The 23,492-nt window shown below is 61.0% G+C and carries 18 protein-coding genes and 1 pseudogene; 8 read left to right on the top strand and 11 right to left on the bottom strand.

Annotated elements, in window-relative coordinates:
* Positions 1 to 21 precede the first annotated feature (21 nt).
* Positions 22 to 1,893, bottom strand: coding sequence for a serine hydrolase domain-containing protein (locus tag AWB80_RS25025; protein WP_061177353.1), 1,872 nt, complete (start codon positions 1,891 to 1,893; stop codon positions 22 to 24).
* 149 nt (positions 1,894 to 2,042) lie between these two features.
* Positions 2,043 to 2,825: a bestrophin-like domain gene (locus AWB80_RS25020; RefSeq protein WP_061177352.1), complete on the bottom strand. Its 783-nt coding sequence runs from the start codon at positions 2,823 to 2,825 to the stop codon at positions 2,043 to 2,045.
* 157 nt (positions 2,826 to 2,982) lie between these two features.
* On the opposite strand from AWB80_RS25020, the gene AWB80_RS25015 reads away from it, so the two are divergent.
* The 3 genes from AWB80_RS25015 to AWB80_RS25005 all read left to right on the top strand — a co-directional run bounded on the left by AWB80_RS25015 (position 2,983) and on the right by AWB80_RS25005 (position 6,155).
* Complete coding sequence (locus tag AWB80_RS25015; protein WP_061177351.1) at positions 2,983 to 3,150, top strand: DUF3563 family protein; 168 nt, start codon at positions 2,983 to 2,985, stop codon at positions 3,148 to 3,150.
* Between the two features lie 121 nt (positions 3,151 to 3,271).
* Positions 3,272 to 4,210 (top strand): aldo/keto reductase, encoded by a 939-nt coding sequence (locus AWB80_RS25010; protein WP_061177350.1) that lies wholly within the window; start codon positions 3,272 to 3,274, stop codon positions 4,208 to 4,210.
* Between the two features lie 211 nt (positions 4,211 to 4,421).
* Positions 4,422 to 6,155, top strand: coding sequence for a zinc metalloprotease (locus tag AWB80_RS25005; protein WP_244206714.1), 1,734 nt, complete (start codon positions 4,422 to 4,424; stop codon positions 6,153 to 6,155).
* Between the two features lie 5 nt (positions 6,156 to 6,160).
* Here the strand turns inward: AWB80_RS25005 and AWB80_RS25000 are convergent, their stop codons facing one another.
* Positions 6,161 to 6,430, bottom strand: a complete 270-nt coding sequence (locus AWB80_RS25000) for a hypothetical protein (RefSeq protein ID WP_061177348.1) — start codon at positions 6,428 to 6,430, stop codon at positions 6,161 to 6,163.
* A gap of 428 nt (positions 6,431 to 6,858) precedes the next feature.
* Here AWB80_RS25000 and AWB80_RS24995 point away from each other — a divergent pair, with 428 nt between their 5' ends.
* From AWB80_RS24995 to rpoD, 3 genes are all read left to right on the top strand, one after another.
* Complete coding sequence (locus tag AWB80_RS24995) at positions 6,859 to 7,137, top strand: hypothetical protein (protein WP_061177347.1); 279 nt, start codon at positions 6,859 to 6,861, stop codon at positions 7,135 to 7,137.
* 47 nt (positions 7,138 to 7,184) lie between these two features.
* Positions 7,185 to 7,400, top strand: a complete 216-nt coding sequence (locus AWB80_RS45000; protein ID WP_061177346.1) for a hypothetical protein — start codon at positions 7,185 to 7,187, stop codon at positions 7,398 to 7,400.
* 79 nt (positions 7,401 to 7,479) lie between these two features.
* Complete coding sequence (gene rpoD / locus AWB80_RS24985) at positions 7,480 to 9,384, top strand: RNA polymerase sigma factor RpoD (protein ID WP_061177345.1); 1,905 nt, start codon at positions 7,480 to 7,482, stop codon at positions 9,382 to 9,384.
* Between the two features lie 9 nt (positions 9,385 to 9,393).
* Here the strand turns inward: rpoD and AWB80_RS24980 are convergent, their stop codons facing one another.
* From AWB80_RS24980 to AWB80_RS24955, 6 genes are all read right to left on the bottom strand, one after another.
* On the bottom strand, positions 9,394 to 10,128 hold the full coding sequence (locus tag AWB80_RS24980; RefSeq protein ID WP_087131586.1) for a S1 family peptidase: 735 nt from the start codon (positions 10,126 to 10,128) through the stop codon (positions 9,394 to 9,396).
* Between the two features lie 145 nt (positions 10,129 to 10,273).
* Positions 10,274 to 10,492 (bottom strand): hypothetical protein, encoded by a 219-nt coding sequence (locus AWB80_RS24975; RefSeq protein WP_208635687.1) that lies wholly within the window; start codon positions 10,490 to 10,492, stop codon positions 10,274 to 10,276.
* 163 nt (positions 10,493 to 10,655) lie between these two features.
* Complete coding sequence (locus tag AWB80_RS24970; protein WP_061177343.1) at positions 10,656 to 10,859, bottom strand: cold-shock protein; 204 nt, start codon at positions 10,857 to 10,859, stop codon at positions 10,656 to 10,658.
* 228 nt (positions 10,860 to 11,087) lie between these two features.
* A complete protein-coding gene (locus tag AWB80_RS24965) occupies positions 11,088 to 18,272 on the bottom strand; it encodes a non-ribosomal peptide synthetase (RefSeq protein ID WP_061177342.1) in 7,185 nt (2,394 codons plus the stop codon).
* An 88-nt stretch (positions 18,273 to 18,360) separates the two neighbouring features.
* Positions 18,361 to 20,052 carry a cyclic peptide export ABC transporter gene (locus AWB80_RS24960; protein ID WP_061177341.1) on the bottom strand — a complete coding sequence of 564 codons (1,692 nt, stop codon included), beginning with the start codon at positions 20,050 to 20,052 and terminating at the stop codon, positions 18,361 to 18,363.
* Positions 20,040 to 20,828 carry an alpha/beta fold hydrolase gene (locus AWB80_RS24955; RefSeq protein WP_244206713.1) on the bottom strand — a complete coding sequence of 263 codons (789 nt, stop codon included), beginning with the start codon at positions 20,826 to 20,828 and terminating at the stop codon, positions 20,040 to 20,042. The genes AWB80_RS24960 and AWB80_RS24955 overlap by 13 nt, the downstream gene beginning before the upstream one ends.
* Positions 20,829 to 21,092: 264 nt before the next feature.
* Here AWB80_RS24955 and AWB80_RS24950 point away from each other — a divergent pair, with 264 nt between their 5' ends.
* Both AWB80_RS24950 and AWB80_RS24945 read left to right on the top strand, forming a co-directional pair.
* Positions 21,093 to 21,296 (top strand): DUF6900 domain-containing protein, encoded by a 204-nt coding sequence (locus tag AWB80_RS24950; protein ID WP_061177443.1) that lies wholly within the window; start codon positions 21,093 to 21,095, stop codon positions 21,294 to 21,296.
* Positions 21,297 to 21,354: 58 nt separating this feature from the next.
* The gene (locus AWB80_RS24945) at positions 21,355 to 22,011 is read left to right on the top strand and encodes a GAF domain-containing protein (protein WP_061177340.1); all 657 of its coding nucleotides are present in this window, start codon (positions 21,355 to 21,357) and stop codon (positions 22,009 to 22,011) included.
* 122 nt (positions 22,012 to 22,133) lie between these two features.
* Here the strand turns inward: AWB80_RS24945 and AWB80_RS24940 are convergent, their stop codons facing one another.
* Complete coding sequence (locus AWB80_RS24940) at positions 22,134 to 23,105, bottom strand: thioesterase domain-containing protein (protein ID WP_244206711.1); 972 nt, start codon at positions 23,103 to 23,105, stop codon at positions 22,134 to 22,136.
* Between the two features lie 186 nt (positions 23,106 to 23,291).
* A pseudogene (locus AWB80_RS45605) lies at positions 23,292 to 23,414 on the bottom strand (hypothetical protein); the annotation flags it as partial.
* Positions 23,415 to 23,492: the final 78 nt, after the last annotated feature.

Here is a 23,492-nt window from a genome sequence, read left to right as displayed (position 1 = left end):
GCAACCTGCGCCCCTATATGATCACGCCAGCGCGTAGATCGAACTACCCAGCGTTAGCGAAGTGGCGCTGCTCGCCGAAGCGAAGCGGATCTCGTAGAGATCGCGGCCGAAGTTGCCGGGCACCTTCACCGACATGCCGCCGCGATCGTCCGAGAGCGGCACGAAGAGTTGATAGCGAAGGTCGGTATTGCCATACAGGACATAGCCCGGAAGCTCGGACAAAGTGGTGAGATAAGCCGGTTCGTTGCCCAGAATGACGATCGGCACGGCTGTCGGTGAATCGTTGGTCAAGGTCCATTGCGTGCCGAGACGCTGCTGCCACGCGCTGTCGAGGGGCGCAAGCGGCGCGAGTTGCTGACCGATCGCCAGCGTGAGAAAGGCATAGCCTGCGCCGGGCACGACGCGCTTCATCAGATAGCGATAGCTGAACGCGTTGCCGGCGCTGTCGGTTCCGGACACGACGGTAAAGCGATATGACGCAGGATCGCTGTTGCTCCACCACCAGCCGTCGCTGCGGTACTGGTATGCGCCGAGTTGCGTCCAGACACGCTTCGGTCCGTTCCACTGATTGAGTTGCACACTGCCGTCCGGATTGGCGACGACTTGCAGCGGAGAATCGGAGTTGCCGTAGATGCCGCCAGCATTCGCGATAGCCGGACCCGACGCGGCGGGTGGCGCCGTGCCGCCGACCTGCGCCGGCAGCGCGGCGATCGTGCCGTCCTCTTTCAGTGCGGACAATACGAGCGTTTCGGCGAGTTTGCGGGCGTCGTAGCCTGAATTGCCCGTCACCATCAACGCGAATTGCGCCTGCGGCACGACGAAGAATTCGCTCGAATAGAACGCGGTCCCGCCGTCCTTTTCCCATCCGAGGACGCCGGCGGCCGCGAGCGCCGGCTGCTGGACCGAATCCCAGCCGAGCCCCCAGCGCCATTCGGGCGACGGGTTGATCAGGAGTCCGGTGGACTGGTCCGTGCCCATCTGAGCGATGCCCGCAGCGGATATCACACGTTGTCCCTGAAACACGCCGCCGCCGAGAATCATCTGCGCAAGATTCATCATGTCGCCGGGCGTGGAACTCAATCCGCCGGTCGCGTAAGCATTCACGAATTCCTGATACTGCGTGCCATCCGCGAACGGATACGAGAACGAGCCGCTGGTGGGCACGCTCGTCAGATAGCTGGAGTTCGTCATCTTCAACGGTGCGAGGATGTTCGTTTCGACGAAACTCGCAAAGCTTTGCCCGGTCAGCGCGAGGACGATCTGTTCGATCATCGTGAAGCCGTCGTTGCAATACACGGCCAGCTCGCCCGGCAGATGCTTCAGATGCGTATTCGCCAGTTCGGCTTGCGTATCGGCGGCGTAGCCGGGAACCGGCGCGAACGTGAACAGGTTGCGCGAATTGGTGCCCGGCAGCCCTGATGCGTGCGACAGCAGATGACGCGTGGTGATCCGCGCGTACTCGGGCGAGAGCATCGTGAATGTCGGCAGGTAATGGACGATCGGCGTATCGAGTTCGATCAGTCCACGATCCTGAAGAATCGCAGCCGCGAGCGCCGCGAAGAGCTTGCTGACCGAGCCGATATTGAAGCGGGTCTGAGGCGTAGCCTTGGTCTGACTCGGCACCGACGATACGCCGAACGCCTCCTGCCAGACCACGCTGTTGCCCTTGAGCATGGCGATGGAAATGCCCGCGACGGGCTGTGCCGTATTGCTGACGGCCTGCTGGATCATCTGCTGACCCATCGCGATGGTCTGGGGATAGGGCGAATCGTTGTCGTCGCTGCCGCTGCAACCGGGCAATAGCGTCGCGAGCATGCCCGCGCCGGTGACGCCGAGAAATTGCCGGCGACCGGCGCGGAAAGGGTCTGGGTAATTGCGCTTGATTCTGGACACGGCCGTTCTCCTTGTTATTGTTTCTGAATCTGCGGTGTGCGGTCCCTGCGTTGCGGCGAGCGTTGTTCCTGAGTCGCCGTAGCGAAATATACGACGGGAATTGCAAGGATAGGTAACTGCTCCTTACAAAGCAAAATCATCCGTGACGATCAGCGATCCGCGGGCATCACTTGCAGAAGGGGTTCGGGCGTGAGGGCGATCTCGCCCGTGAAAGGCCGGTCGTGCGCGAGGATCAGCAGGACGGTCGTCGCGAGTGCCGCCGAGAATAAACCGATCGCCACGGCTGATGTCAGACGGTTCTCGCCATGAACCAGCGCGATCGCACATAGCAGGCAGACGGCCAGAAATGACAGGCATGCCCATTTGACACCACTCACTTCCGAGCGGCTGATCAGAATGCGCTCGCGTCGCGCGGCGAGCGCCTGCTCCAGCGATGCAGCGACGTCGCGCTGCGCGGTCTGCTGTCCGGGCGTTTCGACCTTGAGGGACAGCGTGAACTGGATCGCCTTGTTGAGCGCCGGGGGGCTGATGTTCAGCGTCACGACGCCTTGCGCCATCAATGGCCATTCGGTGCCGGCGACTTCCTGAATGTAGTCTCGAATCAGCTTGCGCAATTCGGTCTGCGCTTCCGGTGGAAGAACGGCAGACATGACGACGACCGATCTTAGCGCGCCGGCTTCCGAATCGATGGCGGCGTCGGCGCGCGACGTGTCGTTCCAGACTTGAGCGGCAGTGAACGCGATGAACAAGCCAAAGATGACGCCGATCGGAGAGAGCAGGCCCGGCGATATCGCCTTGTATGACGCTCCGTGCCTGCCGGCGGCGAGCCAGCCGGTGATGACATGAATCACCGCGCCCGCGAGAAATGTCGCGCCGAAGACGACGAATGCCATGAGTCCGATCGGCAGATTGTGCAGCCATGTACTCGTCATTGCGGCTTGCTCCCCATTCGGCGCACTCATTGGAAGCTAATTCTCGGGCATTAATCTGCTTCACATCGGCGGTGCACATAGAACGATCAACCAACGGTTTCATGTGCGATGAGGCATACCGCGAACGCCGCCGCCTTTTCACGACAAGGAGCACATCATGTTTGCAATTCTCTCCCATCTCCTCGGCAAACTGGTTTCCCGCGGCGACCTTCCTTCGAGCCGCGCTTATCTTGCGTCGTCATCGGATATGGCGGATCTCGAACGGCGCATGCGTCAGGTCGATAACGACGATCGCGCGTACAGCATGGCATTTGCGGTGCGATAACGCGCGATCGGAAGGCACTTGCGCAATGAGGGGATCGCGATGCCGACCCAATCTAGCAGAACGGTCGCACCGCGTCATCCGATATGGAGGCGCATACTCTCGGGATCACGGAGGTGTCGTCATGACTACGCTTTCAGATTTCCGGCTCGGCAGATTGCAGCTCGCACACGACAGCGGCGCGATGCCCGCCGTCGGATTCGGCACGCTCATCGCCGATGCGTCCACGACGAAGAGCGCGACGCGCGATGCGCTGAAGGTCGGATACCGGCATTTCGATTGTGCCGAGCGATATCGAAACGAGCGTGAGGTGGGCGAGACACTGCAGGCGGGTCTATCGACCGAAGGAATCGCGCGCGATGAAATTTTCGTGACCACCAAGCTGTGGAACTCGAATCATCGGCCAGAGCGCGTCGGGCCGGCTTTTGAGGCGAGTTGCGAAAGGCTTCGGCTCGATTATGTGGACCTCTATCTCATGCATACGCCGTTCGCGTTTCGACCAGGCGACGAGCAGGACCCGCGCGATGAACACGGCAACATCGTTTATGACGATGGTGTGACGCTGCTCGACACGTGGACGGCGATGGAAGACCTCGTCGAGCATGGCCGATGCCGCGCCATCGGACTGTCCGACATCGGCCTGGACGAACTGCGGCCGCTGTACGAAGCCGCACGAATCAAACCGGCGGTGGTTCAGGTGGAGGCGCATCCTTATCTTCCGGAAACTGAACTGCTGGATTTCTGCAAGGCGCACGACATCGTACTTCTCGCGTTCGCACCGCTCGGCCACGGGATCAAGCCCGGGCCGCTGGACGATCCGGTCGTAACAGCTCTCGCCAAGCGATTGCAACGCACGCCTGCCCAAGTGCTGCTCGCGTGGGCCGTGCAGCGCGGCACTGCTTTGCTGACCACCCCGAAGAGCGCGCAGCGCGCCCAGGAAAATTTCGATATTTCCGCATTGCCAGATGACGCGTTCGACGCGATCAACGCGATTCAGACTCGCCTCAGGTTCAACGAAGTCGTGAAAACCGGCAGTCCCGGCTTCATTCCGCGCAGCGCCTAAGGACTGCGATCCAGCCGAGAAACGCATTCGCAAGGCGCGCCGTCTCTCTGATCCGACAATTCGGAGAATTATTGATTGACGTATCCATGCTGAAGGGGACAAGCTTCGGCAATACTCCGTAATAAAGCTTCCAGTTTGGTTACACGCTGAAAATACACTTCCTTCCGCCATGCGCGCATGGTTCGCATGGTCTCGATACACGGAGACGAAAATGAGAAGGATACGAGGGCTGGTACTGGCGATATCGTCAGGAGTATTGATCAGTGGATGTGGCGGCGACTCAGGCTCGGATTCACTGGGCTCGAACGCGAAGACCACCACGGGGCAGTCCGCGTCACAGGAAGCGGCCACGACCAAGGGTTACGCGTTATCTACCGTGATCTGGGACCGCGTACCCATCGGCGTGTGCTGGGACATGAACAACGCCGATTTCGCGCGCTACGCGACGCAGCGCAACTGGAGCCGTCTCGCGGTCCAGGAAACCTGGGAGCAGCATTCGGGCGCACGGTTCTCGGGCTGGCAGCAATGCACGAACGATCCGAAGTACTACGGCATACGGGTCAAGGTCGAGGACAATGCCGAGACCGGACCGCATACCTTCGGCCTCGGCGCAATGCTGAACAACGCTGTGGGTGGAATGACGCTCGATTTCACGTTCAAGAACTGGAGTCCGAGTTGCCAGGGGCGCGAGGAGTACTGCATTCGCCGGATTGCCGCGCATGAATTCGGTCATGCGCTGGGCTTCGCGCATGAGCAGAACCGGCCCGATACGCCTTCGACCTGCAAGGAGCCCGTGCAAGGCAATTCGGGCGACACGATGATCGGCGAGTGGGATCTCGCATCGATCATGAACTACTGCAATCCAAACTGGAATGGCGACGGTAAGCTGAGTGCTACCGACATCGAGATGGCGCAGAAGTACTACGGGCTGCCGAGGACCGACGAAACCGTCTATGCGTTGACACGCGCGCAGGCCCCGGCGCAGGTGACCGCGTACGATTTCGCTTCGCGCGCCGTGAAGGCATCGATCGATTTGACGCTGACGGGCGATTACAGGCAGGTCGATCAGATGTTCGCCAGTATCGATGGAAAACGTCTGCATGTGCTGCTGGAAAGAAGTCCGACCTCGATCGATCTCGCCACTATCGACACCGCGAGCAATAAGGTGTTGCACGTCACGCCCATCGCTCCGTTGTTGACGGCTTCCACCGGCTATAGCCTTCTTCCCGCGCCGGGTGGAAAGCAGGTCTATTTGTCCAGCAAAGGCTTCGTCGGCATCATCGACGCGGACTCGGGGACACTGCTCAGGAAGATCGCGGTGCCCGAAGGCTACGCCATCATCAAGTTGGCGACGGCCAGCAACGATGCCGGAACCCTGTTCGCGCTGACGAACGCGTCGGGGACGAACCTGGAAGTTCTTCGCATCGACATCGCCAGTGCGTTGATCACGGGTGGCTATCCGGCGGGCTCGGTGCCGAGCGTGATCCGTGATCAGTTTGCCGTGACGCCCGACGCAAAGAAGGCCTACTTCGTCAGTTTCGCGTCGTCGCTTGCAGAAGGCAGGTTGACGGAAATGGATCTGGAAAGCGGCATCACGCGCGTGCTGTCGGATCTGCCGGAAAAGCAGCCGACATCGCTCACGGCCATCAGCAATCAGCAAATCCTCTTTGCCGATGACCATGCTACGAGCCCGAGTCCAGTCATTCTCTATGACGTGACGACACGAGCCAAGTCGACCTTGCTGACTGCATCGAAACCGATCGACTTTATCCAGTACGAGCCAACGACCAAGTCCATCTTTTTCGAACAGGAAGGCACGTGGTCCGTCAGTCAGTTGAAGCAGATGGCTAACGGAAAGTACCGGAGCGTAGATCTCGGGCTGCGCTCGTTCACGAGCGGTTCGGTGTACAGCAGCGTTGCGCCTTTCGTGGTCGTGGCGCGTTGAAAGTTCTAGGCGCTGTTCGCCGTGTGCCTGCCGATCTGCCGCGTCATGTACTCGCTCGAATCGACATGTTCCGGCGTCAGCGAAAAGCCGCACACGGCACACGCAGGCGTGTTTTCAGCGAAGAGCCGATCGGCTCCGTCGTAGTGACCGGAGTGCGACAGGTCGTTTAGGGTGGCCTGATACCAGTGAGACTGTCCATCATCGTAGATGCTCTCGACAATCGAGCCGCGATGACCGCAGGGGCAGTTCACGTAGGTGATGAAGCGGACTTTCATGCATACCTCGGAATCGTTGGCATAGTGTTGAGGGGTGCGATGACAGCGACACTTGTCGCCTTTGTCGTGATCACGCGAAGAAGGCGCGAATTCTCGCGAAGGTCTGGCGCGTGAATGGCGCGCAATGCATGTACCCAAGCATGACGCGAGCATTGCGCACGCGGCGAACGAGGAAGAGTAGATATCGTCTACCGAGCCGGGCCGGGCTGCAAGGCAAAATTTCGCTATACAAAACCTGCAAACCGCGTAGGATGGGTCTATCACGCGAGCCGCGAACACATTCGCCACTCGCTGGCGCTCATGCGCCTGCCCTGAATGGGATCAGTCTCAGATCGGAGACCGTGCAACGCGGTCGTGAGTCAGCTTTGCCGATACTGCTCCACGTACCCTTACTTAATTGCCGCCTGCATGCGGCGCGAGATCATCTGATGACAGCCGAAATCCGCCTCTATCGTGGTCTGGAAATCTATCCGCTCGTTTTTGCGCATCGGCCTGCAGGGTCCGGCCATGGACCCAACCCGGACGAAGGATACGACGCCGCCGTGCGCATCCAGGAACCGCCCGTGCCGATGGGCGTAGCGCGAAGCCGCGTCTTCAAGGTCCGTGACGAGCCGTTTCAGAGCGCCGGCGACGCGCGTCGCGCTTCGACTGCCTATGCCGAGCAGATGATCGATACGTGTCCGCAGGCGAGGTCGTTCCTCGATTAGCGATACGCGTCCTCTTCGCAACTCGCGGTCATCAGAGAGACAACGATATGCAACCCAGCACCACCAGCTTTCGCATCGATCCAACGCCGCGCCGGGCCGACGGCGAGTATATGGCGCATGCGCGCATCAGCACCAACGGTGCGGACGGCAGCGAAACGGATGTTTTCATCAGCGGCGATCTTGCCGGTTTCGATCGGCGTGATGAAGCTGTCGCGTTTGCGAGGAACTGGGCGCAGGAATGGCTCCATGTTCGTTTCGGTTGAATCGACTTCTTTTTCCATCGATTGAAACGCCTGCTGGCTAACGTCTCAGATTGGCAATGCAGCTTGCTGCGGAGAGAGAATGGCCGGTCCCCATCGAAAAGAAGCAGCTGAAGACTCGCGCTCACAGGCGCCGAAGGTCCGCGTCGCAACGGCGAAGAAGGGCAAGCTCGTCATCGCGGCCGCACCACTCGATACGTTGCAGACGGAACAGCATCAGGCAGTGCGCGCCTTGATCCATTTGGGTAAAGATCAGGGCTTTGTCACGCATGCGCAGATCAACGATCATCTGCCGGGCGATCTCGCGCAACCCGCCGTGCTCGACGACATTTCGCGCACCTTCCGCGACATGGGCGTGGCGGTCTACGAACACATGCCCAACCCCGACACGCTGCTGCTCGATGACACGGTCCCGATCGTCACGCTCGACGATCAGTCGGACGAGGATGCCGAAAGCGCGCTGTCCACTGTCGATGCAGAACTCGGCCGCACGACCGATCCAGTACGCATGTACATGCGCGAGATGGGCGCGAAGCAATTGCTGACGCGCACGGCCGAGTTGCAGATTGCGCGGCGTATCGAAGAGAGTCTCAATGAGATGATTCAGGCCATCGCGGCCTGCCCGCCGATCATCTCGATGATCCTTGCAAGCGCGCGCCAGGTCGCGGACGGCGAACTCGGCATCGACGAACTGATCGACGGTATCGATGACGACAGCATGCCGGCAGCGCCGGAGGTCGCGAAATCCGCGCACGACGATGACGAAAGCGATCCCGATTCAGAGGACGAGGCCAGTCGCCTGCGGCTCGCGCAACTCAAGGACGGCGCACTCATTCTGTTTGCGCGCGTGAGCGAGTCCGTCGACCGAATGCGCGAAGACCCGCAAGCGCACGACGCCATTCGCAACGAACTTGCGCGCGTGCGCTTCACCGCACGCACCGTCGATCGGCTTTGCAACGACATGCAGCAGCGCCTCGCGCATGTGCGCCAGATCGAGCGGCGGATCGGCGGCATTGCCATCGACCGTTGCGGCATGCCGCGTGAGCACTTCATTGCATCGTTTCCGGGCCATGAGACCGACCTCGACTGGACGACGAAAGCCGCCGCGAAATCGCATGAATACGGCGCATCGCTGGAACGCGGCCTGCCCGATATCCAGGCCGAGCAGCACAGTCTGATCGATCTCGAACGGCATGCGTCCATGCCGATTCAACAACTGAAGCAAATCAGCCGGCAGTTGCTCGCGGCCGAGTCGCGCATGCGGCGCGCGAAGAACGACATGATCGAGGCCAATCTGCGCCTCGTGATTTCGATCGCCAAGAAGTATGTGAACCGCGGCGTGCACTTTCTGGATCTGGTTCAGGAAGGCAATATCGGCTTGATGAAGGCCGTAGACAAATTCGAATACCGGCGCGGCTGGAAATTCTCGACGTATGCGACGTGGTGGGTCCGTCAGGCGGTGACGCGCGCGGTCGCGGATCAGGCGCGCACGATCCGCGTTCCGGTGCATATGGTCGAGACGATCAACAAGCTGAATCGCATTTCGAGCGAGATTCTGCAGCAGACCGGCAAGCCTGCGCTTTCGGCAGCCCTGGCCGAACGCATGGAATTGCCCGAGGCGCGCATCAGCAGCATTCAGAAGATGGCGATGCACCTGATCTCACTGGACGCGCCAGCCAACGACGAAGCCGAGACGACTCTCGGCGACATGATCGAGGATTCGAACGAGGCCTCGCCGCTCCAGGCCGCCGAGCACGCGGACATGCGTATCGCCATTAACGATGCGTTGAGTGTGCTGTTGCCGCGTGAAGCGAAAGTGCTGCGCATGCGCTTCGGAATCGATATGCCCAGCGAATTCACGCTTGGCGAGCTGGGCACGCAACTGGGTGTGTCGCGCGAGCGTGTGCGGCAGATCGAAAGCCAGGCCATCCGCAAGCTGATGCATCCCAGCCGCGCGGACAAGCTTCGTTCGTTTCTGGATCGTTAGCTAGACGAATCAGTTGTCGGTGAGGCGCATCAGCACGTCGGCGTACCAGGCGCTGTTGAGGCCGAGCGTTTCATCCACATGCAGATCGCGCTGGGTCATGTCGATGGTCGAGGAATGGATGCCCAAGAGCCGCCAGGGAAGCGCGCCCGCTGCGCCGTTGGCATCGGCCGACACGTGACTGATCACGACGGGCGCGCCGCTCGTGCCGCGGTGTGTGCGTGCATCGGTGATGAAGCAGCCTTTGCCCTGAAACCGCAGCCCGAACGCGGACGCGATGACGCCCTGCCTCACTACCGGCAGATGATGCAGCGAATCGTGAAAGCCCAGCGGAAAGCCGACGATCAGCACCGAAGCGCCGATCGGCATTGCATCGCTCGACGTGGGCAGATGTTCAGGACGAAACGCGGCGAACACCGCCGTGGGCGGCAACTGATCCCGTGGCACTTCGAGTACGGCGACGTCGATCTCTCCGCCGGTATCCGATGCCTGCCGCCACAGACTCATGCCTGTGGCATAGAGCGGCAGCGACACCCACGCCGACGCGCCCAGATTGCCGCGATCCACGTGTAATTCGATCTCGACGTGATCCGGAAAATGCTGGCTTGGCGCGTCCACGAGCACATGACGGCTCGTGACAAGAAAGAGTCGCTGTTCGCGCGCGAAAAAGAAACCACTTGCGTTGGTCAGATGGCGCGCTTGTGCAAATGTGCGAACGCGCACGGCAGTCAGCAAGACTGCTTCCACCGTGGGCTTGCGTGCTGTGTCAGGCTCGTTGAGCAAAGTGGAAATGGCGGTGGTTCCTGCAAGGAAGACACGCCAGAACGGAAATCCGGGCGGAGTGATTCATGGTACGCGCTTCAGAACGTGTACAAAATGAATCTTTCGCTTCTCATCCCCGAGTGTCGATCCAGTCCCTCGCCCAGCGGCGTGCGTAGGAGATGGCCTCGCCTTCCTTCGAGAAATAACCGATGGAATAAAAGGTGTACTGCGATTCAGGAAAATGTTGGTTCGAACGGTCGACGGACACATTGGCCGAAAAGGTTCGATCGGGTAGGCGATGTGCGGATGCCTTTACCGCATAGCCGCGGTAGCTTTGAATGGATGTCATTTGAATTTTATATTTTTGAGCGTCGACGCTTACGGTCGAACGCGGAAATGGAAGAGTGCGTGCGTAGGCACCGACCGTTGTCGGGACTCGCTGCGGTGAAGCGGGGGGGCGGGGAAAGGACCTGAAGGGACGGGATCCGGACGCCGGATCCCGGAGACTACGCTTACAGCGGCTTGATGTTCGACGCTTGCATGCCCTTCGGGCCGCGCTTCGTTTCGAAGCTTACTTTCTGACCTTCGACGAGGGTCTTGAAACCATCGGCGCGAATTTCGGAGAAATGGGCGAACAGGTCGTCGCCGCCGTTATCGGGCGTAATGAAGCCGAAGCCCTTGGTGTCGTTGAACCACTTGACGGTGCCGTTATCCATGAGAAACCTTGAAAAATATGATGTGCCTGTTGAGCGGGAGAAGAATCAAGGAGGGAGTGGACAACGAATTCCGGCAACGGACGGACGATTGATGAGCAGCAGTCGACTTCTTGAACTTCGCCTTAGAGTATATCAGAGTCCAACGGATTTGATCAAGTATTGGGTAAAGCTCGCTCGGGGCGCGCGAAATTCCAAATGCGCGCCCCGGACTTCGAACAGTCCCGATAATCAACGCCCCGTGCGGGTGACGAGCGCTTCGTCTCGTTCGTTCGCACGCGCCGACGCCTCGCCTTCATCAAGATATTTGCAGACGATATCGACGACCTGTTCCGGGTGGGTGCCGATGAAGTAGTGCTGCCCTTCCGGGATTATCGCCAGCGCGGCCCGATCCGACAGCGCGGACCACGCGCGGAAACGAAGCGCATGGCCGCGCGTCAGAGGATCGTCGCGGCTGACGATGCAGAGTATCGGCGCAGCGACCTTTTCGTCGGCCCGACGTCGCTCGTATTCGAACGTCAGTTGAGCGTTTCTGCGGAAATTGCCCATCATGAAGGCGATGACGTCCGGCTCCATCTCTTCGGCCGTGCCGCCCCAGCGTTTTATCAGCGCGTGCAGCCTGCTGTCGCTGGTGAAGCTCCAGGGCGCGGGCATCGGCATTTTGCGCAGAAGCCAGGGAAGCGGAAACGCCGCCGCAACCGTGAGCAGGGCGACTTTCCGCCCACGCCGTTCGAGCTGGCGAACCAGTTCGAACGCCAGAAAACTGCCCACGCAATGGCCGTATACCGCGATCTCGCCGGTGTCCGTGGCGACGAGTTCGTCGGCGCAGGCTTGCGCCATCTTCTCCACCGATACGTAGTCTCGTGGATCACTGCCGAGCTCGTTGCCCGGCAGCGCGATCGCGCGCACGGCGAGCGTCGGGTCGCGCGAACAGAGCGCATCGGCGAAAGGCCGGAACACCGTGGCCGATGCGCCCGCATACGGCGCGCATACGACCGTCAGCCGTGTGGGCGCGGCACCGCGCGCGATCAGCGGGACCAGTGCGTTGGTCACGTCCGCCGCGTGGGTTTCGCGAGCAAGCAGGGCGGCGACGCCCGCGACCGTCGGCTGGCGATAGAAATCGAGCTGAGCGATCTTTTTATCGAACACGCTGGCGAGACGCGCCAGCGACGTGATCACTTTCAGCGAATGGCCTCCGAGCGCGAAGAAGTCATCGTGACGGCCGACTCGTTCGACACCCAGAAGCTCCTGCCAGATCCGCGCGATCGTGATTTCCGCTTCGCCTTGCGGCGCTTCGTAGTTCTTCGTCACCACGGAGGACCGATCCGGTGCCGGCAGCGCGCGCCGGTCCAGTTTGCCATTCTGCGTCAGCGGCAACGCATCCAGCTTCACGAAAGCGCTCGGCACCATGTAGTCGGCCAGTACTGTCGAGAGCTGTTCACGCAGATCGGCCGCCGATGGTCCGGTTCCGTCATGGCCCACCACATATCCGACCAATTGTTTGTCATCCGAACTATCCTGTCGAACGACTACGACGGCATCGCGCACTCCTTTGCATCCCAGCAGCTTCGCCTCGATTTCGCCCAGTTCGATCCGGAAGCCCCGGATTTTCACCTGGTCATCGTTGCGGCCGAGATATTCGAGCGTGCCGTCGGCGAGCCAGCGTCCGAGATCACCGGACTTGTACATGCGCGCCTGCGGGTCGCTGCTGAAGGGATCGTGCACGAATCGCTGCGCGGTGAGTTCTGCGCGGTTCAGGTAGCCGCGCGCCACGCCCGCGCCGCCGACATGAATCTCGCCGGTCACGCCCTCGGGCACCGGTTGGCCTTGAGCGTCGAGCACATAGACGCGCAGATCCGGAATCCGCCCGCCGATCGGACTGCGGCCCGTGCGCTGTGCATCCTCGGCGCTCAGCGCGCGATAGGTCACGTGGACCGTGGTTTCCGTGATCCCATACATGTTCACCAGTTGCGTAGCCGCGTTCTGACCGCGTGCATACCACGGCTGCAGGATCGCTGGCTCGAGCGCTTCGCCGCCGAAGACGATCTGGCGCAACCGATGAGTCAGACGGCTTTCACCCTGAGCCGCGATCAGTTGCCGGAACGCGCTCGGCGTCTGGTTCAGGATCGTCACCTCTTCGTCGCACAGCAGACGATAGAAGTCCTGCGGCGAGCGGCTCACCAGCTTCGGCACCACCACCAGCCGGCCGCCGTACAGCAGCGCGCCCCAGATCTCCCACACAGAGAAATCGAATGCGAACGAGTGGAACAGTGTCCAGACATCGTTCGCACCGAATTCGAACCAGTGGGCCGTGGCGGAGAACAGCCGCACCACGTTGCGATGCTCGATCATCACGCCTTTGGGTTGACCCGTCGAGCCGGAGGTGTAGATCACGTAGGCGAGGCGCTGCGCGTTCAGCTTCGCCACCACCGGATTGTGCGTCGGTTGCGCGTCGAAGTCGCGACCATTCAGTTCGATGACCAGCGCCGACGGTTCGCCCAGCACGTCACGCACGCTTGCCTGCGCGAGCACGGCCACCGGCGCGCAATCGTCCAGCATGTAAGTGAGCCGCTCGACAGGGTACGCCGGGTCGAGCGGAACATAGCCTGCGCCCGCCTTCAGAATCCCCAGCACGCCGATCATCATCTCGAGCCCACGTTCCGCGCAGATCGCCACGCGATCATCGGGCTGGACGCCCTCGGCGATCAGGTGATGCGCCAGTTGATTGGCGCGGGCGTTCAGCTCGCCGTATGTCAGTCGCTGTGCTTCGTACACTACGGCGACAGCCTCAGGCGACTTCGAGACCTGCGCTTCGAACATCGCCGTCAGCGTGGTTTCGGGCATGTCCATCGCGGTTTCGTTGCGCTTCACCAGCAGGCGTTCGCGCTCGGCGAGCGGCAACATCTCGAGCGCGCGTACGGGAAGTGATGGGCTTTGCGCGAGCGCCGCGGCCAGTGCGTCGAGCGTGCAATTCATATAGCCCGCGACGCGTGACGCATCGACACGCGTGTCGGCCTGCACGACCAGTTCGAAATCGTCGCTGAAGTCGTTCACCGACAGCAGCAGCGGATAGTTGGTACGCTCATCGCCTCGCAGCACTGTCACGCCGCTCTCGATCGCCTTGTTGGCCGCGCGCCCATGCCGGTAATTCAGCAGCGCGCTGAAAAGCGGCGACGGCGCGGCCACGCCGCTGCAACGCTGCGCCAGCGCCAGCGAAGCGTGCTCATGGTGCAGCAGCGTCGACAATGCCGCATGCGTGTGCCGCACGGCATCGCCGACACTGACATCGTGGAGGTCGATTCGAATCGGCAACGTGTTGATGAACATACCGAGCACGCGGTCCGCGCCTTCGCCACCCTGCATGCGGCCGAGCAGCACCGTGCCGAACACCACGTCCTCACGGCCCGACACCCGCCCCAGCACATGCGCCCACGCAAGGTGAAACAGGCTCGCGACACTCACGCCCAGCGAACGCGCCTCCTCGCGCAACTGCCGGCTCAGTCCCGCCGCGAGCATCGTCCTGAACTCCGCGATGCCCGAGCCATCGGATTGAACCTCGCTCAAGCCATACGGCAGCGTGGGTTCGTCCACGTCGCCGAGCGCTTCGCGGAAGTAAGCCTCGTGTTCGTCCCGGCCGATGCCCAGCCGCGCCTGCGCGACGAAGTTGCGGTACGGAAGCGGAGTGGGGAGGCGCTCCGTCTCGCCACGCAGGATCGATTCGATCTCCTGCAGCATCATCTCGAGCGCCGTGTAGTCCATCACCATGTGATGGCCCAGGAGTTGCAGCAGCCAGCGGCCGTTGGCCTCATCGTGAGCCGCATGAAGGCGCATCATCGGCGCCTGCCGAACGTCGAGCCGATGATGCCGCGAATCGAAGCGCTGCGCCAATTGTGCTTCGATCTCGCCATCCTGCGGCGACAGCGTGACTTCTTCGACGATCACTCGCGCCTCGCGCCAAACCACCTGAACCGGCTCGGGCAGGTCTTCCCAAAGCACCGCGGTGCGCAGGATGTCATGGCGTGCGATCACCGTTTGCAGCGCCTCTACGAAGCGCGCGAGTTCCACGCGCTCGGGCAGGGCCAGCATCATGCTTTGCAGATACGGATCGCTGTCGGCGTCCGCGATATGGTGGAACAGCATCCCCTCGTGCAGCGGCGCAAGAGGATAGATATCCTGAACATTGCGAGCGCCGCCTTCGACCTTTTTCACTACCGCCTCGATTTGCTGCTCGTTCAGCTTCACGAGCGTCAGCATCTCCGGCGAGATCGCTTCGCAGCCGGCGGGAATGCCGTTCGGCGGTACAGCGACCGCGTGGCGCACGTCCTGTGCCGCGGCCGCGAGCGCGGCGACGCTCGGCTGACTGAACAGCACGCGCACATCCGCGTGCACGCCCGCCTGGCGCAACCTTTCGATCAGCGTCACCGCCAGCAGCGAATGGCCGCCTAGTTCGAAAAAGTTGTCGTGCCGGCCCACGCGCTCGCGCCCGAGCACCTCGGCCCAGATCGCGGCGATGTGCGTTTCCGAATCGCCGACCGGCGCTTCGTAATCACGGCGCGTGAACGCTTCGTCGTCCGGCGCCGGCAACGCACGCCGATCCAGCTTGCCGTTCGGCGTGAGCGGCAGCGCTTCCAGCATCACGTAAGCCGCGGGCACCATGTATTCGGGCAACGTCTGCATCAGATGCGCGCGCAACTGCTGGTTCTGCGGCGCTTCGTGCGCTTCGGACGGCGTGTAATAGGCCACGAGATGCTTGTTTGCCCCGCCAGTCTCGCGCGCCATCACGACCGCCTCGCGGATGCCTTCATGCGCCGCCAGCCGCGCCTCGATCTCGCCGAGTTCGATGCGAAAGCCCCGTATCTTGACCTGATGATCGTTGCGGCCAAGAAAGTCGATGTTGCCATCGGGGAGCCAGCGGGCGAGGTCGCCGGTGCGGTACATGCGCGCGCCGGGCACGTTGCTGAAGGGATCGTGCAGGAAGCGTTCGGCACTGAGATCCGGCCGATTCAGATAGCCACGCGCGACGCCGCCACCGCCGATGAACATCTCCCCGACCGCACCGGGCGGCATCAACTGGCCGTGCACGTCGAGCAGATAGATCCGCGTGTTGGGAAGCGGCCGGCCGATGGGCACGGTGTAACCGTCGAATCCGTCCGGCCTGCGCCATGCCGTTGCGCACACCGTGCTCTCGGTCGGGCCATAGGCGTTGAAGATCCTGATTTCGGGTTGCACCGTACGCATCAGTGAGGCGCCCGGCGATTCGCCACCCAGCACGAGAACCTGAAGCCTCGGCAGCAGGGCCAGTGAATTCTGTCCCTGCAGCAGCGCGGGTGGCAATTGCGCATGCGTGATGGCGTGCCGTCGCATGTACTCGATCAACGAAGGGGCCGCGAGGCAGTCGTCACGAATCGGGAGATAGAGCGCAGCGCCCGCGGCCAGCGTCATGAATACATCGGCGACGCTGACATCGAAGCCGGGGGAAACGAACTGCACGACGCGACTCTCTGGACCAACGCCGTAAAGCTCGACCTGTGCTTCGGTGAGATTGACGATGTTGCGATGCTCGACCATGACGCCCTTCGGCGTGCCCGTCGAGCCGGATGTATAGATCACGTAGGCGAGGTTGCGAGGACTGAGACCCGGAACCTGCGGAACGTGATCGGGCAGGGTGTCATCGAAAGCTTGGGGGTCGAGTGTCGGCAGATCGCCAGTAGGACCGATGGCCTCGCGTCCGGCGGCATCAGCGATGAGCAGTATGGGGCTTGCGTCCCGCAGCATGTACGCCAGTCGCTCGCCCGGATAGGCCGGATCGAGTGGTACATAGGCGGCGCCCGCCTTTAGAATCGCCAGCAGCGCGATCACGAAGTCAGGACCGCGCTTCACGCACAGCGCCACGCGCGCTTCGGGCCCGACGCCTGACGCGATCAACTGATGCGCAAGTTGATTGGCCCGCACATCGAGCTGCGCATAGGTAAGAGACTGATTTTCAGAGGCGAGCGCGATGGCATCGGGTGTGCGCACGACTTGCCGCTCGACCAGTTGATGGATGCATTGCTCATCGGAGAACGAAGCGTTGGTGTCGGTCCAGCCGTCGAGTTGGGCACGCTCACCAGGCAACAGCAGCGGGAGCGTATGCAACGGGGCATCAGGCTCGGCGATCGCATGCTCCAGAAACTGCGTGAAGCGCTGCAAATGCGTTTGAACCGATTCGGCGGTATAGAGCGCGGCGTTCGCATCGAACACGAGCCTCAGTCCCGCATCCTCTCCTTCATCGTGTACGTGCAGCGTCAGGTCATCTGGCGTGACCGAAAAGGTACGGGTCGAAGCAACCTCGCAGTCCGTGAAGGCGATTGCATTGTTGAAGCCGGGCATGATATTCACGATCGGCCCGAACAACCGCTGGCCAATGTCGAGGCGTTCCAGATCGCGCCGGATATCCTTGATGCGATAGCGTTGATGACGCAATACGCGCAGGCTCTGAGCCGAAACCCGCTTCACCAGGTCGATCATGCTCGACTGCTGATCGACGGGCACGCGCAGCGGCAGGACGTTGGACATCATGGCTGGCACGTTCTTGGCGGTTCGTCCGACCCGCGCGGTGACGGGCATGCCAAGCACCACTTCATCGGGTTGGCCACTGACGCGCGCCAGATAGGCTGCCATCGCAGCGGTGATGAACTGTGACCACGAGGTGCCATTCTGTTGAGCGGTCTTGCGCAGGGATACGGCCGTTTCCCGCGCAATCCTGATTCTGGCCTTGACTGTCGACGCGTCGGGGGATGCGTTCTGCACGTCCCCGGCGAGGATGGGAGGCTCAGCGCAATCCGCCAGATATTCGCCCCAGAAATGCTGGTCCTTCTGAAAGGTGCTGGATGCGCGATAAGCCTCGTCATCGGCGAGCAGATCGCTCAGGCGGCTCCAACTGGCCGGCGCGGGCTGCGAGCCGCTTTTCAACGCCGAATATATCTCCGCAAGCCGCTCGATGAAGAGAAGAAACGAGTAGCCGTCGAACACGACGTGATGAAAGCACAGGAACAGAAAATATCGGTCAGGGGCCGTTCGCAGCAGTGCGATGTTGAACAATGGCCACGCATTGAGATCGATCGCGGTGGAGCGCCTGGCCTGTACGTGGTCCTCGACTGCCTGCAGCGGATCGGCAGCGCCACTGACGTCGAGCACTGGAAGCCTGAAATCGACGCGCTCCAGTACCTGATGCGGCAGGCCGTCCGTGCCGCGCAGGCGGACCTGTATCGCATCGGCCTCCGCGATGGTCTGCCGCAAAGCCGCTTCCAGTACGTCGATATCGAGTGGCCCGACTATCTCGGTCAGATGCGCCAGGTTGTATCGGGGATCCTGCAAATCGACTTGCTGTCGAAAGAAGATGCCCAACTGGGCGGGCGTGAGAGGAAAGCTGAGCATGGTTTTACTCGATAAAAAGTATTACCCACACGCGCCGGGTTGTTGTTCTTCTCATGAGGCACGCACGCACTTCGATGACACTGCCGCATCACTCGGCCACCGTCGAGCCATTGCGTCTTGCATACAAGCCTGCTTTCAGTGCTTCGGCGGACACGTCGACGAGACGTCCCTGCGCGACCTGCACGAGCCGGTCGGCACACTCGAAATAGGCATCGTCGTGAGAGATGACGATGACCGTCTTGCCCCGGCGCTTGAGATCGGGAATCAACTCCGTGTAGAACACGCGCCGGAACACGGGATCCTGATCGGCCGCCCATTCATCGAAGAGATAGATCGGACGGTCTTCCAGATACGACGCAATGAGCGCCATGCGCTTGCGTTGTCCCGACGACAAACTGGTTGTGCTGAACCGGTTCCCTTTGATGCTTACTTTGTGATCGAGCTCGAGCGTACGCAGATAATGCGTCGCCTGTTTCGCGATCTGCGCCTGATCGTGACAGAGGATCTCGTCGAACAGATGAAAGTCGGCGAACACGGCGGAAAATCGCTGACGATATTGCGTCAGGTTATGTCTATCGACCTTGATGCCGTTCAGTTCGACATGACCTTGCTCGGGTTCGTAGAGCCCGAGCAGCAGCATCGCGAGCGTGGTCTTGCCGCTGCCGTTCCCGCCGATCAGATAGATCACTTCGCCCTGTCCGATCGACAGGTCGATCGGCCCGAGCGTGAAGGGGCGATCTTCGGTCAGTCCCGGATAGCGATGCGATACACCAGCGAACCTGAGCAGCGGAGCGCCTTCGACCGTGGCCGCAAAGGGATCGTCTTTTGTCACTCTGGCGTCGTCGTTCGTCGCTTGCGTCAGTTCCGCATCGAGCACGCGGATTCGCGTCAACGCAATGGACGCCTGACGCAGAATCGGCAGGGTGGTCATCACTTCGCTGACAGGCTGAATCAGAAAGAGCAGCAAGAGCGTGAGGGTTACGAGAACGCCCGGCGATTGCGGAAACCAGTGCGGCATGACGAGCAGGATCAGACCGATGGCCACATAGAACAACATGCCGCCCGCATTGGCGACGAGCGAATAGATGAGCATCGCCCGCGTGAAGGAGCGCCGGAAGTTATGCGCCGTCGGATGCACCACGTGATCGGTGAAATACGCGGCCCGCGACGTGTTGAGCTGCAATTCACGCGTGCCTTCCAGCAGCGAGCGGAAATGCCGGAATATGATGTCGAGTTGATCGCGAACCGCCTGCATCTCGCGCAGCGGCCAGCGCTCCACGCAGTGATAAATGACGGCCGCGGTGACCAGAAAGAGAAAGAAGCACGCGAATGCCTGCCACGAGAGCCACGCCATGTATCCGAGACACACCGCGATCAGAACAAGATGCCCGAATGTGACCGGAAGCATCTGCGCAGCCTGTGCGAACGTGCCGACGTCGGTCGTGAGAATGGCGAGCAGACGCGGCTTGCCGAGCGCTTCCAGCTTCTTGTACGGCGTGTGCAGAATCTTCCGGCATAACTCGATGCGCAAGCTGCATATTACCTGCTGCCCGAAGTCCATGATGAGTATCTGCGAACTCGTTCTGAAGAGCAGTTGCGCGGCGCAGACGCCGAAGAAAGCGATCGCCAGTCCGCGCGTCGGTATGTGCCCTCCGGCGACGCTGCTGATCAGCCGTGCTATTTCTGCGCTGCAAATGGCTCCGGCGAAGCCGGCGACGATGGCAATCGTGATGCGCGGCAGGGATTGACGCCGGATCTCGGCAGGAATCAACGAGAACATGACAGGCCTCCGTTCGCGACGGGCGACAGGGAAGCGAGAAATGTTTGAATCGTCCGGTTGAATTCGTCAGGATTGTCGGTCATCACGGAGTGACCGGCGCCCGAAATGGTCGCAAGACGGCCTTGGGGCAATGCCTGATGCGCCATGCGCAATGCCACCTGAGGTTTGAGAATGGCGGAGCCGATGCCTCTCACGACGAGGCTCGGGCATCGCACGGATTTGAGCATGTCCCAGAGATGCGCTTCGCGTGATCCTTCGTTCAGCAGCGAGTCGTCGGCGACGGCGCGATCCACCTTCGGCTCGAAAGCGCCCGTTTGGGTGCGGCGCAACGCATGCGACGCCAGATGATGCAGTGCACGACCGCTCGCGAGCGGACGACGTTCCTGCAGCCACTGCGCATACTCATTGATCGAATTGAACTGCACGGGCGTTTCGCGAATTTCGGCAACGACTCTTTGCGAACCGGCGGCATCGGAATCCGGTCCAAAGTCGACGAGGACGAGTCCGGAGGTAAACTGTTCGAGCATCCCGGTCAAATGCAACGCAACGCTGCCGCCGAGCGAATGACCGATCAGTACCGGCTTTCGTATGTTCAATGCCAGCAGAACTTCGAGCACGTCGCCCGCGAGGGTTCTGGCATCGTAGGCGCGATCCGGGTCCCAGCTCGAATCGCCATGCCCGCGAAGATCGATAGAGATGAAACGGTGATCGGCGCAAGCGCCTTCCGTCAGAGTGCGCCATACGCCGCTGCACTCGCCGCGACCGTGAAGCAGCACGCACGGTGTTCCGGCACTACCTGAATCTTCGACGGAAATTTCGAAACGCCCGTTACGAATTCTGACGCTGCGTCGTTGCACGAAAGAAGGTCGTTTCATCATGTCACCTGTCGAGAATCGAACGGAGACAGCTTGGCGGTCGAGAGTTACAGGCAAATTAGGGATCTCGACGCGACCGCATCCGGTCAGGCTAACCGGATGCTAATTTTCGACGCATAACCTACGGTCACATTTACGATGGAGGCGACGAAAATGTGCACGATCATGGAAAGTACAAGAAACGAAGCGCGCGAGGAAGTGCTGCGCACCATTTCGGACGAAGTGCTTGGAATCGATTCCTTCGAGCCAGCGGGCATTCCGTCTGCTGGCTTTCGAACCGTGAGCGTGCGCGAACTCAGACGCGCGCTCGATGCCGCCTACGAGGCGGGACTCTTTGTCGGGCGTGCAGCAGGATACAGCCCCTTTTGACTGGACCCGATGTCGTCGGCATGACGACGCATGTTCAAATCTTTCGCTGGATATCCACATGAAAAATTCGGAACCTGTATTCGAAGACCAATACCCCGAGCTTGAGCTTGCCGTCACGCCGGATTCCCTCAATTCACCAGAAGAACTCGCGATGATGGTCGCCGACGCGCTGGACGCGAAGCGATGTGTCGTTTCGATGACGTCCGATGAGCGGATCGCCGCTGTGTGTTCCGGTCATTACGCGTCGTTCGGCGAGGTGCATTTGAGCGCGACCACGGCGATCGTCGAATACTCGGACGCGCGCGACAAGATGTTTTCGGTGCTCGAACTGGGCGGGAAAGCGATCGGTGTCGTGCAGGTTTCGGGTCCGCGAGACAAGCGGCAATTCAACGAGCATGACCTGAAGCTGCTGCGCATTTTCGCTGCGTTCATTGCGAAAGCCGTCGAGGCTGACCGGTTGCAAAAGCTCGTCGCTTCGCCCTTCGCGCGAATGACGCTGAAGCGCGCATCGGATCAGACGATCGGCGATATCGTCGCTCAGTCGGTCCAGAATCCGGGCCAGCTTTCGAAGATGCTCGCGCGATCGTTCTATCGCGAGATGACGCGCGCGGGTTTTGATTTCAATCAGATCATCGGCGCGGCGACTGAGATCATTTCCGAACTTGCGAGTAACGTGCGCAAGCACAGCGATCGAAAGACGCGGCGAGGAAGCTAACGTATCGCATCGGGTATCGGACGGCGGCGCGTTGTGCGCCGCCGTTTTGCTTTTCGTCATCCGATTTCTCCCTTTCGGTCAGTGCCATCGGTCTTTCGACCGATGGCGATTCGCGCGGCATGTCAATCGTTCGCGACTTTCGATTCTTCGAAGACGTTCAATGATGCGAGGTGCGTTCCAATCTTTGCGAGTGAGGAAGGCTGGCACATATCGGCGTGGGCGCAATCGACGTCGACATTCACGATCGAACCATCGACCCGATCGCGCCATTCGGCGACATGGCGGGGCTTGCCGGGCTCTTCGGATCGAGTGGCCGTGAAGTAGACGATATCGCCGCCGAATCGCTTCGGCGCGAACGTGGCTTGAAGATGCATGTTTCGCTGCGTTGCATCGATCAGGGTCATGACGTGTCGGTCCGTGATATAGGCTGGAATGAGGCGGTTTGCGCGCAGGGCATCGACACGCTCCGAAGTCGTCTGCATGTCTCGAAGCGCGATGGTGAGTTCGTCGGACATGTTCGGGAACGCGGCTGTCATGAGCGTGCATTCGTCGACTTCGTGCGTTTGGTGGCCATCAGGAAGACGCGAATCCAGCAGTACGAGCTGATCGATTGTTTCGCCGAGCGTCTGAAGTTGTGTCGCCATTTCATAGGCCACCAATCCCCCAAACGACCAGCCAAGCAGGCGATACGGCCCTTCAGGCTGAATGCTGCGGATGCGCGCGATGTAGTCGCTCGCCATCTCTGCGATGGTAGCTGGGTCGTAGTCGGGTTGCTGGAGCGCTGGAGTCTGCACGGCGTAAATAGGCCGATTTCCCTCGATGCTCTGGGCAAGACCCGCATAACTCCAAGCCAGTCCGCCGACCGGGTGAATGCAGAACAACGGAGCGCCTTCGCCCGGAGCGCGCATCGGCAGGATGGTGTCGAATTCCATGTCAGACGGCGTAGTGTTCAGATGGTCGGCAAGTTCGGCCACTGAGGGCGCCTTGAACAGTTCGCGGATGGAAATGTTCTGGCCGAGTTTAGCGTCGATATGTGCCGTCAGTTGTACGGCGAGCAGCGAGTGCCCGCCGAGCGCGAAGAAGTTATCGAACACGCTCACGCGTTCGAGGCCGAGCACACTGGCGAAGCACTGCGCGAGGGTTGCTTCGAGCGCGTTGCGCGGGGCGACGTATTCATCGAGGCTTTGCCACTGCGGATCGGGCAATGCACGACGATCGAGCTTGCCGTTCGGTGTGAGAGGCAGCGCATCGAGCACGACGAAGGCCGAGGGGACCATATAGTCCGGCAAACGCGAACTCAAATGCTCGCGCAACGCGCTCGCGTCGATCTGTGCAACCAGCGTGACATAGGCGACAAGCTGTTGATCCAGCGTCTTCTCATGCCGTGCCCGCGCGATGACCACCGCTTCGCGCACCGCCGGATGACTGGCGATCTGCGCTTCGATCTCACCCAGCTCGATCCGAAAGCCACGAATCTTGAC

This window comes from Caballeronia pedi (assembly GCF_001544915.2).
Classification (GTDB): Bacteria; Pseudomonadota; Gammaproteobacteria; order Burkholderiales; family Burkholderiaceae; genus Caballeronia; species Caballeronia pedi.
This window is presented reverse-complemented; position numbering and strand designations above follow the sequence as displayed.

What these genes read in the sequence shown, in the direction of transcription:
- AWB80_RS25020 (WP_061177352.1), bottom strand. Translation starts at nt 2,825, where the DNA reads ATGACGAGTACATGGCTGCACAATCTGCCGATCGGACTCATGGCATTC.
- AWB80_RS25015 (WP_061177351.1), top strand. Translation starts at nt 2,983, where the DNA reads ATGTTTGCAATTCTCTCCCATCTCCTCGGCAAACTGGTTTCCCGCGGC.
- AWB80_RS25010 (WP_061177350.1), top strand. Translation starts at nt 3,272, where the DNA reads ATGACTACGCTTTCAGATTTCCGGCTCGGCAGATTGCAGCTCGCACAC.
- AWB80_RS25005 (WP_244206714.1), top strand. Translation starts at nt 4,422, where the DNA reads ATGAGAAGGATACGAGGGCTGGTACTGGCGATATCGTCAGGAGTATTG.
- AWB80_RS25000 (WP_061177348.1), bottom strand. Translation starts at nt 6,430, where the DNA reads ATGAAAGTCCGCTTCATCACCTACGTGAACTGCCCCTGCGGTCATCGC.
- AWB80_RS24995 (WP_061177347.1), top strand. Translation starts at nt 6,859, where the DNA reads ATGACAGCCGAAATCCGCCTCTATCGTGGTCTGGAAATCTATCCGCTC.
- AWB80_RS45000 (WP_061177346.1), top strand. Translation starts at nt 7,185, where the DNA reads ATGCAACCCAGCACCACCAGCTTTCGCATCGATCCAACGCCGCGCCGG.
- rpoD (WP_061177345.1), top strand. Translation starts at nt 7,480, where the DNA reads ATGGCCGGTCCCCATCGAAAAGAAGCAGCTGAAGACTCGCGCTCACAG.
- AWB80_RS24975 (WP_208635687.1), bottom strand. Translation starts at nt 10,492, where the DNA reads ATGACATCCATTCAAAGCTACCGCGGCTATGCGGTAAAGGCATCCGCA.
- AWB80_RS24970 (WP_061177343.1), bottom strand. Translation starts at nt 10,859, where the DNA reads ATGGATAACGGCACCGTCAAGTGGTTCAACGACACCAAGGGCTTCGGC.
- AWB80_RS24965 (WP_061177342.1), bottom strand. Translation starts at nt 18,272, where the DNA reads ATGCTCAGCTTTCCTCTCACGCCCGCCCAGTTGGGCATCTTCTTTCGA.
- AWB80_RS24960 (WP_061177341.1), bottom strand. Translation starts at nt 20,052, where the DNA reads ATGTTCTCGTTGATTCCTGCCGAGATCCGGCGTCAATCCCTGCCGCGC.
- AWB80_RS24950 (WP_061177443.1), top strand. Translation starts at nt 21,093, where the DNA reads ATGGAAAGTACAAGAAACGAAGCGCGCGAGGAAGTGCTGCGCACCATT.
- AWB80_RS24945 (WP_061177340.1), top strand. Translation starts at nt 21,355, where the DNA reads ATGAAAAATTCGGAACCTGTATTCGAAGACCAATACCCCGAGCTTGAG.